This is a genomic window from Nocardia aurantiaca (assembly GCF_009708175.1).
In the GTDB taxonomy this organism is placed as follows: Bacteria; Actinomycetota; Actinomycetes; order Mycobacteriales; family Mycobacteriaceae; genus Nocardia; species Nocardia aurantiaca.
In genome coordinates this window covers 27,135-40,452 of sequence record NZ_WMBB01000010.1, presented here as the reverse complement: position 1 = coordinate 40,452, position 13,318 = coordinate 27,135, and the positions used below count along the sequence as shown (strand labels likewise).

At 67.7% G+C, this 13,318-nt stretch carries 13 protein-coding genes and 1 riboswitch; of the genes, 7 read left to right on the top strand and 6 right to left on the bottom strand.

Features of this window, described 5'->3' with window-relative positions:
* Positions 1-16: 16 nt before the first annotated feature.
* Positions 17-949, bottom strand: a complete 933-nt coding sequence (coaA, locus tag GLP40_RS21450) for a type I pantothenate kinase (RefSeq protein ID WP_154789782.1) — start codon at positions 947-949, stop codon at positions 17-19.
* Between the two features lie 385 nt (positions 950-1,334).
* Here coaA and GLP40_RS21445 point away from each other — a divergent pair, with 385 nt between their 5' ends.
* The gene (locus GLP40_RS21445; RefSeq protein WP_154789781.1) at positions 1,335-2,537 is read left to right on the top strand and encodes a DUF885 domain-containing protein; all 1,203 of its coding nucleotides are present in this window, start codon (positions 1,335-1,337) and stop codon (positions 2,535-2,537) included.
* Between the two features lie 367 nt (positions 2,538-2,904).
* A riboswitch (ZMP/ZTP riboswitch) is annotated at positions 2,905-2,989 on the top strand.
* Between the two features lie 124 nt (positions 2,990-3,113).
* Positions 3,114-4,409, top strand: a complete 1,296-nt coding sequence (glyA, locus tag GLP40_RS21440) for a serine hydroxymethyltransferase (RefSeq protein WP_328290489.1) — start codon at positions 3,114-3,116, stop codon at positions 4,407-4,409.
* A gap of 87 nt (positions 4,410-4,496) precedes the next feature.
* Here the strand turns inward: glyA and GLP40_RS21435 are convergent, their stop codons facing one another.
* On the bottom strand, positions 4,497-4,805 hold the full coding sequence (locus GLP40_RS21435; protein WP_154789779.1) for a glutaredoxin domain-containing protein: 309 nt from the start codon (positions 4,803-4,805) through the stop codon (positions 4,497-4,499).
* Between the two features lie 91 nt (positions 4,806-4,896).
* The gene (locus GLP40_RS21430; protein ID WP_154789778.1) at positions 4,897-5,169 is read right to left on the bottom strand and encodes a hypothetical protein; all 273 of its coding nucleotides are present in this window, start codon (positions 5,167-5,169) and stop codon (positions 4,897-4,899) included.
* Between the two features lie 121 nt (positions 5,170-5,290).
* Here GLP40_RS21430 and GLP40_RS35100 point away from each other — a divergent pair, with 121 nt between their 5' ends.
* The 4 genes from GLP40_RS35100 to GLP40_RS21415 all read left to right on the top strand — a co-directional run bounded on the left by GLP40_RS35100 (position 5,291) and on the right by GLP40_RS21415 (position 8,934).
* On the top strand, positions 5,291-5,410 hold the full coding sequence (locus tag GLP40_RS35100; protein WP_407671650.1) for a DUF488 family protein: 120 nt from the start codon (positions 5,291-5,293) through the stop codon (positions 5,408-5,410).
* A gap of 396 nt (positions 5,411-5,806) precedes the next feature.
* Positions 5,807-7,207 (top strand): PhoH family protein, encoded by a 1,401-nt coding sequence (locus GLP40_RS21425; RefSeq protein WP_328290488.1) that lies wholly within the window; start codon positions 5,807-5,809, stop codon positions 7,205-7,207.
* 233 nt (positions 7,208-7,440) lie between these two features.
* Entirely contained in the window at positions 7,441-7,962 is a 522-nt protein-coding gene (locus GLP40_RS21420) for an LGFP repeat-containing protein (RefSeq protein WP_154789777.1), read from the top strand.
* Positions 7,963-8,076: 114 nt separating this feature from the next.
* Entirely contained in the window at positions 8,077-8,934 is an 858-nt protein-coding gene (locus GLP40_RS21415; RefSeq protein WP_328290487.1) for an acyl-ACP desaturase, read from the top strand.
* A gap of 236 nt (positions 8,935-9,170) precedes the next feature.
* Here GLP40_RS21415 and GLP40_RS21410 read toward each other — a convergent pair whose 3' ends face one another.
* Positions 9,171-9,593 (bottom strand): limonene-1,2-epoxide hydrolase family protein, encoded by a 423-nt coding sequence (locus GLP40_RS21410; protein ID WP_154789776.1) that lies wholly within the window; start codon positions 9,591-9,593, stop codon positions 9,171-9,173.
* Between the two features lie 49 nt (positions 9,594-9,642).
* Complete coding sequence (locus tag GLP40_RS21405) at positions 9,643-10,371, bottom strand: TetR/AcrR family transcriptional regulator (RefSeq protein ID WP_154789775.1); 729 nt, start codon at positions 10,369-10,371, stop codon at positions 9,643-9,645.
* A gap of 105 nt (positions 10,372-10,476) precedes the next feature.
* Between GLP40_RS21405 and GLP40_RS21400 the strand changes: the two genes are divergently transcribed.
* Complete coding sequence (locus tag GLP40_RS21400) at positions 10,477-11,661, top strand: FAD-dependent monooxygenase (protein WP_154789774.1); 1,185 nt, start codon at positions 10,477-10,479, stop codon at positions 11,659-11,661.
* A 96-nt stretch (positions 11,662-11,757) separates the two neighbouring features.
* Here GLP40_RS21400 and GLP40_RS21395 read toward each other — a convergent pair whose 3' ends face one another.
* Positions 11,758-13,164: a class II fumarate hydratase gene (locus GLP40_RS21395; protein WP_154789773.1), complete on the bottom strand. Its 1,407-nt coding sequence runs from the start codon at positions 13,162-13,164 to the stop codon at positions 11,758-11,760.
* Positions 13,165-13,318: the final 154 nt, after the last annotated feature.

Sequence of the window (13,318 nt, the reverse complement as noted above, 5' to 3'; positions counted from 1 at the left end):
GCGTGGCGTAAGAACTTCAGAGTTTCCGGAGCCGCAGCCGGTTGATGGAGTGGTCGGAATCCTTGCGCAGCACCAGCGTCGCGCGCGGCCGGGTCGGCAGGATGTTCTCCACCAGATTCGGCCGGTTGGTGTTGTGCCAGATTTCCTTGGCCTGGTTGGTGGCTTCCTGATCATTGAAGTTCGCGTAGTGGTGGAAGTGCGAATTCGGGTCCTGGAAGGCGGTTTTGCGCAGCGACAGGAAGCGCTGCACATACCAGCTTTCGATGTCCTCGATGCGGGCGTCGACGTAGACCGAGAAGTCGAACAGGTCCGACACCATGAGCCGCGGACCGGTTTGCAGCACGTTGAGACCCTCGACGATGAGGATGTCGGGCTGGCGCACGCAGTGGTATTCACCCGGAACGATGTCGTAGGCGATGTGCGAGTAGACGGGCGCGCACACCTCGTGCGCACCGGACTTCACCTCGGTGACGAAGCGCAGCAGCTTGCGCCGGTCGTAGGACTCCGGGAAGCCCTTGCGATGCATGATGCCGCGCCGGGTGAGTTCGGCTGTCGGGTACAGGAATCCATCGGTGGTGACCAGATCCACTCGCGGATGGTGGTCCCAGCGCGCCAGCAGTGCCTGCAGTACGCGCGCGGTGGTGGATTTGCCCACAGCCACGGAGCCCGCCACGCCGATGACGAACGGCACCTGGCGGTCGGGATGGGTCTCGCCGAGGAAGGTGGCGGTGGCGGCGAACAGGCGCTGCCGGGCCGCGACCTGGAGGTGGATGAGACGGGCCAGCGGCAGGTAGACCTCGGCGACCTCCTCGAGGTCGATCTGCTCACCCAGGCCGCGCAGGCCGATCAATTCTTCCTCGGTGAGCACCAGGGGAGTCGACTTGCGCAGGGTGCGCCACTGCTTGCGGTCGAATTCCACATAGGGGCTGGGCTCGCTGATCCGTGCCATTACTCGTGTCCCCGCATTCGGGCCGGCCGACAACAACAGCTCTCAGGAAGCCGCATCGTCGCCGTGCCCGGCGATCCGGCCAACACTCCACGCATAGCCGAATTGTGCTCGGCTTCAACATCCGGGTGAACACCAGGTGTTGCTACTCGTCGGTAACCGGAGTGAGATGGACAACATTTCCGGCCTTGGGCGTGTTCGGTGAGGTTGCGCGACAGGCTGATACGGGGCGGCTGGAGGACATAATGGTTCGCGGCCCGTCTCGATTCTGGGCTGCGGCTTGATAGACCTCCGCCTTGGAGCGGGGGAGCGAAGCGGAGGAGCGGATGGAGGGAAGAATCGAGACCTCCGGGGCCGCGAACCCGCCCGGAGCGAAGCGGAGGGCACATTGAACAGAGCAGCGCATCCACTCGTCACCGAATACCTGCGGCTCGGCCTGGCATTCAACCGGCTCGAAGACGGTTTCGTCGACGCCTTCACCGGTGATCCGGCCCTGCGCCGCGAGGTGGAGAACGCGCCCGCGCCCGAGCCGCGCGATCTCGCGCACCGAGCCGCCGCGCTGCGCAAGGAACTGCCCGAGGCGGGCCTGTCCGCGGAGCGCGTCGAATTCTTGGAAGCGCACCTGCGCGCGCTGGAATGCTCGGGCCGCAAATTCGCCGGCGAGGACATCAACTTCATCGACGAGGTGCGCGCCTACTTCGATGTGGATATCGCGCCGGGCAATACCGAGGACTACCGCGAGGCGCACCGGCAGCTCGACGAGGTGCTGCCCGGCGAGGGTGACCTGCTCGACCGCATCACCGCGCACCGCCGCCACGACGAGATTCCGCCCGAGCGCCTGAAGGAATGCGTGGCCGCGTTTTCCGGGGCGCTGCGGGAACTGGTCCGCGACCGCTATCCGCTGCCCGACAACGAGCACGTGGAATACGAAGTGGTGGGCGACAAGCCGTGGTCGGGGTTCAACTACTACCTGGGCAATTATCAATCCCGGGTGGCCATCAATTCCGATCTCAAACAGCACATGTCACAGCTGCCGCATCTGATCGCCCATGAGGCCTACCCGGGCCATCACACCGAGCACTGCCGCAAAGAGGCCGGGCTGGTGGGCGCGGGCCAGGACGAGCAGACATTGTTCGTGGTCAACACTCCGCAGTGCCTGATGGCGGAGGGACTGGCCGATCTGGCCCTGAAGTCGATCGTCGGCCCGGGCTGGGGCCGCTGGGCGCAGGAGATCTACGCGGATCTGGGTCTGCGCTTCGATGGCGAACGCGCCGAAAGGATTTCGAACGCGTCCGCGAATCTGCTGAGCGTGCGCCAGGATGCCGCACTGCTGTTGCACGATCGCCGGCGTGCTGCCGACGAGGTGGCGGAATTCCTGCAGCGCTGGAGTTTGGTCACTCCGGAGCGGGCCGCGCAATCGCTGCGATTCCTGTCATCGCCGCTGTGGCGGGCTTATATCTCGACGTATGTGGAGGGGTATCGATTGCTGGGAGGTTGGCTGGACCGGGCGGCCGATGCCGAAGACCGGTCCGAGCGTTTCCGTCGGCTCTTGGACGAACCCCTCACTCCCGGCGCGATCCGCCGTTGGTGAGGGGTACTCCCCGATGTCCTGGATGGTGCTTACGCGCCCCAGGAGGCGCAGGACGCGCCGCCGCTGGACATGGTGCACATGGTCTTGAGCAGAGTGAAGATCAGGGACTGGATGGTGGTGCCGTCGGCGCTCATGGAGATTCCTCGAAAGATCGGTTGGGCCAATGTCACTGGCGCGTAACTTTGCCAGCGCGGCGATACATTACCGAGATTCGTTGCCCCGCCATAGCCCGATTTGGGAGTGATGTCCACCGCTCCGGACATTTCGGGGGCTTCCGCTGCGCCGACGATTCCGATGCCCCCAATTTTCGGGGCGGGGGGATCGCTCATGGCGTCGCCGGATCGGCCGCGGCCGGCGACGGATAAGATGACCGGACCGCGACTGGCGCACTCGAGGTGGAAGCAACCACCGGGAAGCACCGATGTCCGGCACCGCGCGCCTGGGTGCCTGGCGATCCCCGACTCGTTCGGGGTACCCGGACCACGGAGGTGCGCCATGCGCGATTCTCAGAACCCGACGCACAACACAGAGAACCCCCTGATCGGCGCGGCGTCGCAGGCCAATAGACTCGGCGGCGTGACCCAGACGAGCGCCTCTGTCAACAGCCAGTCCCTCGCCGAACTCGATCCCGAGGTCGCGTCCGCGATGGGAGGGGAACTCGCTCGCCAGCGCGACACCCTCGAGATGATCGCGTCGGAGAACTTCGTGCCGCGCGCGGTGCTGCAGGCGCAGGGCAGCGTGCTCACCAACAAGTACGCCGAGGGTTACCCGGGTCGCCGCTACTACGGCGGCTGCGAGAACGTCGACATCATCGAGGATCTGGCCCGCGACCGCGTCAAGAAATTGTTCGGCGCGGAGTTCGCCAATGTCCAGCCGCACTCGGGCGCGCAGGCCAATGCCGCGGTGCTCATGTCGCTGATGAACCCGGGCGAGAAGCTGCTCGGCCTGGATCTGGCGCACGGCGGCCACCTCACCCACGGCATGCGCCTGAACTTCTCGGGCAAGCTGTACGAGGTGCATGCCTACGGCGTGTCCAAGGAAGACCACCGCGTCGACATGGACGAGGTGCGCAAGATCGCCCGCGATACCCGCCCGAAGGTGATCGTGGCCGGCTGGTCGGCGTACCCGCGGCACCTGGACTTCGCCGCCTTCCGCGAGATCGCCGACGAGGTGGGCGCCTACCTGTGGGTCGACATGGCGCACTTCGCCGGTCTGGTCGCGGCCGGGCTGCACCCGTCGCCGGTTCCGCACGCGGACGTGGTGTCGTCCACCGTGCACAAGACCCTGGGCGGTCCCCGCTCCGGTCTGATCCTGGCCAAGCAGGAGTTCGCCAAGAAGCTGAACTCCGCGGTCTTCCCGGGTCAGCAGGGCGGTCCGCTCATGCACGCCGTCGCCGCCAAGGCCGTGGCCTTCAAGATCGCCGGTTCCGCGGAGTTCAAGGAGCGTCAGGAGCGCACCCTGTCCGGCGCCAAGATCCTGGCCGAGCGCCTGACCGCGCCCGATGCCAAGGCGAAGGGCATCACGGTTCTCACCGGCGGCACCGATGTGCACCTGGTGCTGGTGGATCTGCGCAATTCGCAGCTGGACGGCCAACAGGGCGAGGATCTGCTGCACGAAATCGGAATCACCGTGAACCGCAACGCCGTTCCGTTCGACCCGCGCCCGCCGATGGTCACCTCCGGCCTGCGCATCGGCACCCCGGCGCTGGCCACCCGGGGCTTCGGCGACGAGCAGTTCACCGAGGTCGCCGACATCATCGCCGCCGCGCTCACCGGTTCGGCCGACCTGGACTCCCTGCGTCAGCGCGTCGCCGCGCTGGCCCAGGACTTCCCGCTGTACGAGGGCCTCGAGGACTGGCGCCTGCTGGGCTGAGCGCCCCCCGAAAGACCAAGAGCCCGCCGCGATCTCACGATCGCGGCGGACTCTGGCGTCGGAGGCGGGCGATCCCGGCGACCGCCCTCAGAAGGGCCAGAACTTGCGGGGGCCGCCGGTGAGTTGCGGGGCGTCGGCGGACACGATGGCGATGAGCTGCCTGGGGTGCGGGTTGACCCAGTTGCGCTCGGTGCCGCCGTCGCGGAGGACGACGGTGGGGACGGTCTCGTTGCCGTCGGCCACCGAGCGGACGAAGGCCGCGGCGTCGGGGTCCTGCCAGATGTCGATCTCGCGGTGGATGATGCCGTGACGATTGAGCACGCGGCGCAAGCGGGCACAGTAGGGGCAACCCGGGCGGCGATAGACGACCAGTTCTGGTGTGGCAGCAGCGGTCATGACGGGAGTCTAGGACCGCCGAGGCGAACCCGCCTATGCCCCATGGCGATCGGAACCGGACCGCGGCGCCCGCGATCCGGCCGCGCCGGGATCAGGCGTGCTTGTTCAGGTAGTCCAGGTACATGGGGCGCAGCGCCTCGCCGACCTCTCCCTCGCCGGCGTGGAAATAGTCGTCGAGCAGGGCGGCGGTGTTCCAGATGTCGACCTCGCCCTCGCCCTGATTGCCCGCCGCCACCTCGGCGCCCGGGATCGCCTTCAACAGTTCCCACAGGAACTTGATGTCGCCGCGCCGGGCTGCCAGCTTCACGGCACGGTCGTGCAATTCCTTGGTGGGCAGGGTTGCCAGATCCGCAGTTTCGGCCATGACCTCGACTCTAACGGAGGACACGACGAAGCAACCGAGGTACCGGGTCAAGCGCGTGCACGCCGGTCCCGACGCGGCCGACTGCCGCCGGGTGCGGGCGGGTCGGCTGTGACAGCGCGGCATCAGCAAACAGCAAGCGGCCATGGACGAATGGACCGAGGACGCGCCTTCGTCCCGCGAGCTCCGGAAGTGGTATCACGCCACGCCGCAGACACGCCGTGTCGAGTTCAAGCGCGAGTAGCGAATCGAGTTCGGCTCGGACGCCGCGCGGGAAGGGTCGGCGCGTCTGCGCGAGGAGGCCGCGGCCACGCCGTTGACGCTGGTCACGGCCACGAAAGGCCTGGAGCGCGGCCATGTTCCCGTACTGCCGCGTGAATCGGATGAAAGGCGCAGAGCGGACTCGCGTTAACCCGATCTTCACCAATGCGCCCGACAGTCTGGAAGCCGGATCGCGATTTCGGCGGTAGCGTCGGGAGTGCGGGCTGCGTAGGTGTGGCTCGTACGGGAGGTCCTGATCGTGACTGAGCAATTCAGTGCGAGGGGGCCGGCACCCGGCCCTCGGGTCGTACGACCCCAAGGCTGACCGGCCCAGCGAGAACGCTCGCGCGGTGTCGCGCGAGTGGCAAAGGAGCCCACCGTGACTGATGCACGCTCCGTTACCTCTCCCACTCGGGACGCCGGCTCTGACCAGGGCCGACGGACCACGACACGGGGAGTTCGCGCCTCGCAGTCGTCCGAATCCGGACCGAAGACCTTCGTAGTCGACACGTCGGTGCTGCTGTCCGACCCCTGGGCCCTGACCCGCTTCGGCGAGCATCACGTGGTGCTGCCGCTGGTGGTGATCAGTGAGCTCGAGGCCAAACGCCAGCACCACGAACTCGGCTGGTTCGCTCGCGAGGCGCTGCGCATGCTGGACGACATGCGTCTGGCACACGGTCGGCTCGATCAGCGGGTGTCGGTCGGCACCCAGGGCGGGACACTCCAGGTGGAGTTGAACCACACCGACCCAACCGTATTGCCCGTCGGATTCCGCACGGACACCAACGATTCCCGCATCCTGGCCTGCGCGCTCAACCTGGCCGCCGAGGGGCAGCGAGTCGTGCTGGTGTCCAAGGACATTCCGCTGCGCGTCAAGGCCAGCGCGGTCGGCCTGCGGGCCGATGAGTACCACGCGCAGGACGTCATCACCTCCGGCTGGACCGGCATGGTGGAACTGGAGGTCGCCACCGGCACCGTCGACAGGCTGTACGCCGACACCGTCATCGATCTCGATGAGGCCCGGGACATGCCCTGCCACACCGGAATTCGCATGCTGAGTCCGCGCGGCAGCGCGCTGGCCCGGGTGACGCCGGACAAGCGGGTGCAGTTGGTGCGCGGCGACCGGGAGGCCTTCGGACTGCACGGCCGGTCGGCCGAACAGCGGATCGCGCTCGATCTGCTGCTGGACGAGAGCGTCGGCATCGTCTCCCTCGGCGGGCGGGCCGGCACCGGCAAGTCCGCGCTGGCGTTGACCGCCGGGCTCGAGGCGGTGCTGGAGCGCCGCTCGCATCGGAAGGTGGTGGTGTTCCGGCCGCTCTACGCGGTGGGTGGACAGGAGCTCGGCTATCTGCCGGGCTCCGAGAGCGAGAAGATGGGGCCGTGGGCGCAGGCCGTCTTCGACACCCTCGACGGGCTGGCCAGCCCGGAGGTGATGGAGGAGGTGCAGGCGCGCGGCATGCTGGAGGTGTTGCCGCTCACCCACATTCGCGGGCGCTCGCTGCACGATTCCTTCGTGATCGTGGACGAGGCGCAGTCGCTGGAACGCAATGTGCTGCTCACGGTGCTGAGCCGGTTGGGCAGCGGATCACGGGTGGTGCTCACCCACGATGTGGCGCAGCGTGACAACCTGCGGGTCGGCCGGCACGACGGCGTGGCCGCCGTGATCGAAAAGCTCAAGGGGCACCCGTTGTTCGCGCACGTCACCCTCACCCGCAGTGAGCGGTCGCCGATCGCGGCGCTGGTCACCGAGATGCTGGAGGAGTTCGGGCCCAACTCCTGACGCCCGGTAGCTGAACCTGCCCGGTCGGAGAGCGACTCGCCCTCCGGCCGGGCAATTTTTTGGCGTGTGTTTCAACTCACATGTGGTGGGGTAGTTTTCGCTGTAATTCCAGCTCGACTGCACCTTCGGTGAGCGCTGTCTGATTCGCCGAATCATTGCGGAGTGCATGCCGTTCTTGCGGTGTGCATGCCATGCAGCCGAGTTGTCGGCCAGGATTCGCGGGAGGATGGAACATGCACCACTACGCACGACGCACGGCGGGCATCATCGCGGCGCTTGCGGTCGTCACCGCACTAGGCGCGGGTTGCGGCAAGGACGACAGCAAGAAGTCCTCGTCACCGGTGGCCTCGACCACCCCCGCCACCCAGGCCGGTGGCGAAACCCACGCCACCGAAGCCAAGATCGCCATGCGGGACGGCGGCGATATCGCCGTCGCCGGCGGCATCCTCGACAAGTACAACCAGATGGGCGGGGCCACCGGCGTACTCGGCATGCCCACCGGTCCGGCCACGGACGCGCCCGACAGCGGCATGGTGCAGGAATTCGACGGCGGCGCAATCTATTACAGCCCGACCCACGGCACCCAGGTGGTGTGGGGCGAGATCCGCAAGGCCTGGGACGAGCAGGGCGGTGCGAGCGGCAAGCTGGGGTACCCGACCAGCGACGAATACGACATCGCGGGCGGCAAGCAGAGCGATTTCAGCGGCGGCTCCATCACCTGGGCCGACAACGAGACCACTGTCACCGAGAAGTAGCCCCGCCGAACCGGGACGCCCCGCGGCGGCGTCCCGGACCCGGCTGCGGCCATAGCGGATTCGAATACCGATCGAAGAGTCCCGCGTTTGCCCACCTGCCGCTAGGTTGTTCGAGTGCAGAACGTTTTGGCCGATCGAGACCTGCTGGAATCGCTCGCGGCGGAGGTGGAGACCAACCTCGTGCGGCATATCGCCGCCGCCCCGGAATGGCAGCCCCACGACTATGTGCCGTGGGACGACGGCCGCAATTTCGAATTCCTCGGCGGAACCGATTGGGACCCGGCGCAATCCGAGCTGAGCGAGGTCGCCAAGACCGCGCTCACGGTGAGCGTGCTGGTCGCCGACAACCTGCCCTCTTATCACCGTGAGGTCGGCAAGTACCTGCGTACCGGCCCTTGGTGGCGCTGGGTAGGCCGCTGGACCGCGGAGGAGAACCGGCACGAGATCCTCATCCGCAACTACCTGATGGTCACCCGCGCCGTCGACCCGGTCGAGCTGGAGCGAATGCGTATGGCGCATATGACCGCCGGGTTCCGCCGCCCCGCCCTGCACCTGCTCGACGTGCTCGCCACCTGCGCCTTCGAGGAGGCCGCCGCGGCCGTCCGGCACCGCAATACCGCGCGCTCGGCCGACAATGTCATCGTCGGGGCCATTGCCGAGCGCCTGGCCGCCGACGACGAACTTCAGGCCGTCTTCTTCGCCAACCTGGTCGCCGCCGCCCTCGACCTGGCCCCGGACCAGACCATCCGTGCCATCGCCGGCCGCGTCGCCGACTTCCACGTCCCCGTGGTCCAGCTCGCCGACGGCCGCACCAGCGACGAGGTCCTCGCCGAGGCCGGGGTGTACGACCGCGCGAGCGAGCCCGAACTGGTCTTCGCGCCGCTGCTCGAGCAGTGGAAGATCTTCACCCGCACCGACTTCGGCGAGGACGGCGAGAAGGCGCGGGCCGAACTGGCCCACCTGCGTCCCTGATCCGGGCCCGCGGTCGTCACCCGACGGCCCGACCCCGCCCTGAACCTGCGACCCCACCCTGAACCTGCTGGAGACGCTGTGCCTCGCACGATGATTCGTGCGGGGCACAGCCGCTTCCGGGGGCCGCTCGGATCGATCCTTCGCGGCTCGGAATCGATCGCGGGCCGTACCGGCCCAGGTGTTGGATGTTCGGGAGCTCGGCCCCCCCGGGACGCACTCGGGGCGCGCGGCCGTCGTCAGCGGGGCAATAGCGCGCGGAACGCGCCGACCACCGTGCCGCGCAGGAAGTTCTCCCAGCTGAAGTGGTCGTGCCAGACGCTGATGCGGCCGTCGCGGAACTCGAAGGTGCCGCAGACCCAGAAGGCGATCTCGACCGGGCCCGCGCGCAGGTAGTCGGTGCGCTCGGTGAGGACTGTGCCGTCCTCGGTGGCCGCGATGTGATGCACGTCGGCGCGGAAACCGAAGCGGGGATTGTTGAGCAGACCCAGCACCCACCGCACGCGGTCGAGGCCGCGCACATCGGGCAGCGAGGTGTTCTTCCAGACGATGCCCGGATCGGCCAGTTCGAGGGCCTCGTCCACGATCTTCATTTCCAGCGCCGCGAAGAACTCGCGCACCGTGGTCACCGGATCCTGCTTCAACTCGGGTAGCTCGGACATGAGCCGAGCGTAGGCCGAATCAGGGCCGCGGCACAGATATTCGCGGCAACTATCGTCGCGTCGCGATGAGCGCGGCCACGCCGTCGAGAATGCGGTCGATGCCGAAGGAGAGGGCATTGTCGCGCCCGGTCTGGGCGGCGGTGCCGGACATGGTCTCGGCGAAGGCGGCCGCGGCGTGCGGGTAGCGCTGCGCCTGCATGGTCAGCACCGTGCCGAGTTCGCGCGCGAGTTCGCCCTCGAGGTCCGCGCCCGCCGCGGCGGCCTGCAGCCCCATGCCACGCACGTGGTTGGCCAGCAGGACGACGGTGTCGAGGCGTTCGGCGGCGGTCAGTCCGGTGCCGTCCAGCACCGCCAGAGCCGACTCCAGCCAGGCCAGTTCATTGGGCCCCAGTAGCCGGATCCCGGTGGTCAGCTCGTTGGCCCATGGGTGCGAGACGGCGCGTTCATAGAAGGTCTCGGTCCACGGGCGCAGGTAGGTGCGCCACGGCTCCGGGTCGGAATCCGTTGGGCCGCAAGGGGGCTCGGGCGGCAGGCCGAGGGCGGTGTCCAGCATGAGCGCGGTGAGCTCGGCCTTGCCGGGGATGTAGCGGTACAGCGCCATCTTGGCGCAGCCGAGGCGTTCGGCCAGCCGCGCCATGGACAGGTTCGCGAGTCCTTCGGTGTCGGCGAGATCGATGGCCTCGCCGACGATGCGCTCCAGCGTGAGGGACGGTTTCGGCCCACGCCGGGGGCGGTCGGGCGAGCCCCAGAGCAGTTCGAGGGTGGTCGGTGCCGGCATGGCCTCATCCTTCCCGATGACGAGCTTGACGTGAAACTGCGTCCATCATACGCTCTTATTAAGCAATAGCGTCCGATCGACGCAGTTAATGAAGGAGTCAGTGACATGCGCAACGCCACCGTCCTCATCTCCGGAGCCGGCGTCGCCGGTCCCGCCCTCGCCTACTGGCTGCACCGCTACGGCTTCCGGGTGACCGTGGTGGAGAAGGCGCCCGCCCTGCGCACCGGCGGTCAGGCCATCGATTTCACCGGCGAGACCCATATGACCGTGCTCGAGCGCATGGGCGTGCTCGAGGACATCCGGCGGCGGCAGACCGGCAAGACCGACTGGGTGCTGGTCGACGAGAGCGGAGTGGAACAGGCCGTGATGCCAGGCGAATTCCTCGGCGGCGATATCGAGATCCTGCGCGGCGACCTGACCGAGATCCTCTACAGCCGGACCGCGGGGGAATGCGAATACCTCTTCGGCGACACCGTCACCGCGCTGCGCGAGACCGCCGACGGGGTGTACGTCGAATTCGAGAACACGCCCGAGCGGGCCTTCGATCTGGTCTTCGGCTGCGACGGCATCCACTCACGGGTGCGCAAACTGGCCTTCGGCCCGGAGAAGGACTTCGTTACGCACGACGGCTACTACTACGCCATCGCGGGCGCGTCGGTCTGGGAGGGCATGCCGGAGGGGAATCGGGCCCGCGCCCGATCGCTCGGCTGCAATACGCCCGGACGGCTCGCCATGACAGGCGGCAACAAAGGCGCGCAGATGTATCTGTTCGCCTCGCCCGAACTCGACTATTCGCGTGACGATTTCGACCAGCAGCGCCGAATCGTCGCCGAGCACTTCGCGGGAATGGGCTGGGAGGCGCCGCGCATGCTGAACGAACTCCCGCGCCTGGACGGGTTCTATCTCGACGCCATCGCCAAGGTGTCGATGAAGCGCTTCACCTCGGGCCGGGTGGCGCTGATCGGCGATGCCGCGCACGGCCACACGCTGAATGGATTCGGCACCGGTTCGGCGATCGTCGGGGCCTATGTGATGGCCGGTGAACTGGCCGCGGCCGACGGCGATCACATCGTGGCCTTCGCGCGCTACGAGCAGATCATGAAGCGGCTGCTGCGCAAGGCCGACAGCGCCGGCCCGGGACGGTTCCTGGCGCCGCGAACCACGCTCGGCCTGCGCCTGCGCAATTGGTTCGTGCGCTCACGCGGCTTCAAGATGATGGCGAAGTACGCCGAGAACGCCAAGAACGACATCGATCTGAGGAACTACCCGGAACTGATCGCGGCGCACTAGGTTCCGCGACCATGGACATCGAACTGGCGTGGGCATGACGGCAACCGCCCTGCCCACCGACCAGTGCTGCGAAGCGCCATGCCCAGGCCGACAGCCTTATTCGTTCTTCTCGTCCACCTGCGCCATGGACAGCACATCCAGGCGGCGATCGAGTTCCTCGACCGTGAGCTTGTCGCCGATCAGCCCCCGGTCGATGACCGTCTGGCGAATCGTCTTGTGCTCCTCGAGCGCCTGCTTGGCGACCGCCGCGGCCTCCTCGTACCCGATGGCGGAATTCAACGGGGTCACGATGGACGGCGAGGATTCCGCCAGCTGCCGTAGCCGGTCCACATTGGCGGCCAGTCCGCTGACGCACCTGTCGGCGAACAGGCGAGAGACATTGGCCAGCAGCCGAATCGACTCGAGCACATTGCGGGCCATCATCGGAATGTAGACGTTCAATTCGAACGCGCCGTTGCCGCCGCCCCAGGCGATCGCGGCATCGTTGCCGATGACCTGCGCGGCCACCTGCGTCACCGCTTCCGGCAGCACCGGATTCACCTTGCCGGGCATGATCGAGGAGCCGGGCTGCAGATCCGGCAGCCGGAGCTCGGCCAGACCGGTCAGCGGGCCCGAACCCATCCAGCGAATGTCATTGGCGATCTTGGTGAGGCTGATCGCGACCGTGCGCAGCGCCCCGGACAGCTCCACCAGGCCATCGCGGGCGGCCTGCGCCTCGAAGTGATCGCGGGCCTCGGACAGGTGGTCCAGACCGGTGACCTTCTCCAGTTCCGCGACGACCTTCGCGCCGAAACCGACGGGCGCGTTGAGACCGGTGCCGACCGCGGTGCCGCCGATGGCCAGCTCGCCCACCCGCGGCAGGGTGGCCAGCAGGCGCTCGATGCCGGAGCTGACCTGCCGGGTGTAGCCGCCGAACTCCTGGCCCAGGGTGACCGGGACCGCGTCCATCAGGTGGGTGCGGCCCGACTTGACCACGTACTTCCACTCCTGGGACTTGTCCAGCAACGCCAGCCGCAGGTGGTCCAGCGCCGGGACCAGATCCTTGACCACCGCCTCGGTAGCCGCGAGATGTGTTGCCGTGGGGAAGGTGTCATTGGACGACTGCGACATGTTCACGTCGTCATTGGGGTGCACGGTGACGCCGTCGCGGGCGGCGATGCCCGCGATCACCTCGTTGGCGTTCATGTTCGAACTGGTGCCGGAGCCGGTCTGGAAAACGTCGATCGGGAACTGGTCGTCGTGGCGGCCGTCGGCGATCTCGGCGGCCGCCACGATGATGGCGTCGGCCTTGGTCTCGTCCAGCAGCCCAAGATCGCGGTTCACGGCCGCGCAGGCCGCCTTCAGCAGGCCGAGCGCGCGAATCTGCGCGCGCTCCAGGCCGCGCCCGCTGATCGGGAAGTTCTCCACCGCCCGCTGAGTCTGCGCCCGCCACAGCGCGTCGACGGGAACGCGGACCTCGCCCATGGTGTCGTGTTCGATGCGGTACTGCGTCTCCTCGGTCATGAACCCGACCCTATGCCCGCCGCGGACCCCGTGGGGGTGCCACGCCTGAGGGAATCCGCACACGCGGGTGCGGGAATACGCGAACACGGGCGCGAGGGAAGACGACGCCGCCCCGGTGGACGGATCCACCAGGGCGGCAAGCTGTTTCGCGCGG

Bases quoted from the DNA above. Each gene is read 5' to 3' on its own strand.
- GLP40_RS21430 (WP_154789778.1), bottom strand. From the start codon at position 5,169: ATGGCCGAAACTGCGGATCTGGCAACCCTGCCCACCAAGGAATTGCAC.
- GLP40_RS21400 (WP_154789774.1), top strand. From the start codon at position 10,477: ATGCGCAACGCCACCGTCCTCATCTCCGGAGCCGGCGTCGCCGGTCCC.
- GLP40_RS21435 (WP_154789779.1), bottom strand. From the start codon at position 4,805: ATGACCGCTGCTGCCACACCAGAACTGGTCGTCTATCGCCGCCCGGGT.
- GLP40_RS21410 (WP_154789776.1), bottom strand. From the start codon at position 9,593: ATGTCCGAGCTACCCGAGTTGAAGCAGGATCCGGTGACCACGGTGCGC.
- GLP40_RS21420 (WP_154789777.1), top strand. From the start codon at position 7,441: ATGCACCACTACGCACGACGCACGGCGGGCATCATCGCGGCGCTTGCG.
- GLP40_RS21395 (WP_154789773.1), bottom strand. From the start codon at position 13,164: ATGACCGAGGAGACGCAGTACCGCATCGAACACGACACCATGGGCGAG.
- coaA (WP_154789782.1), bottom strand. From the start codon at position 949: ATGGCACGGATCAGCGAGCCCAGCCCCTATGTGGAATTCGACCGCAAG.
- GLP40_RS21405 (WP_154789775.1), bottom strand. From the start codon at position 10,371: ATGCCGGCACCGACCACCCTCGAACTGCTCTGGGGCTCGCCCGACCGC.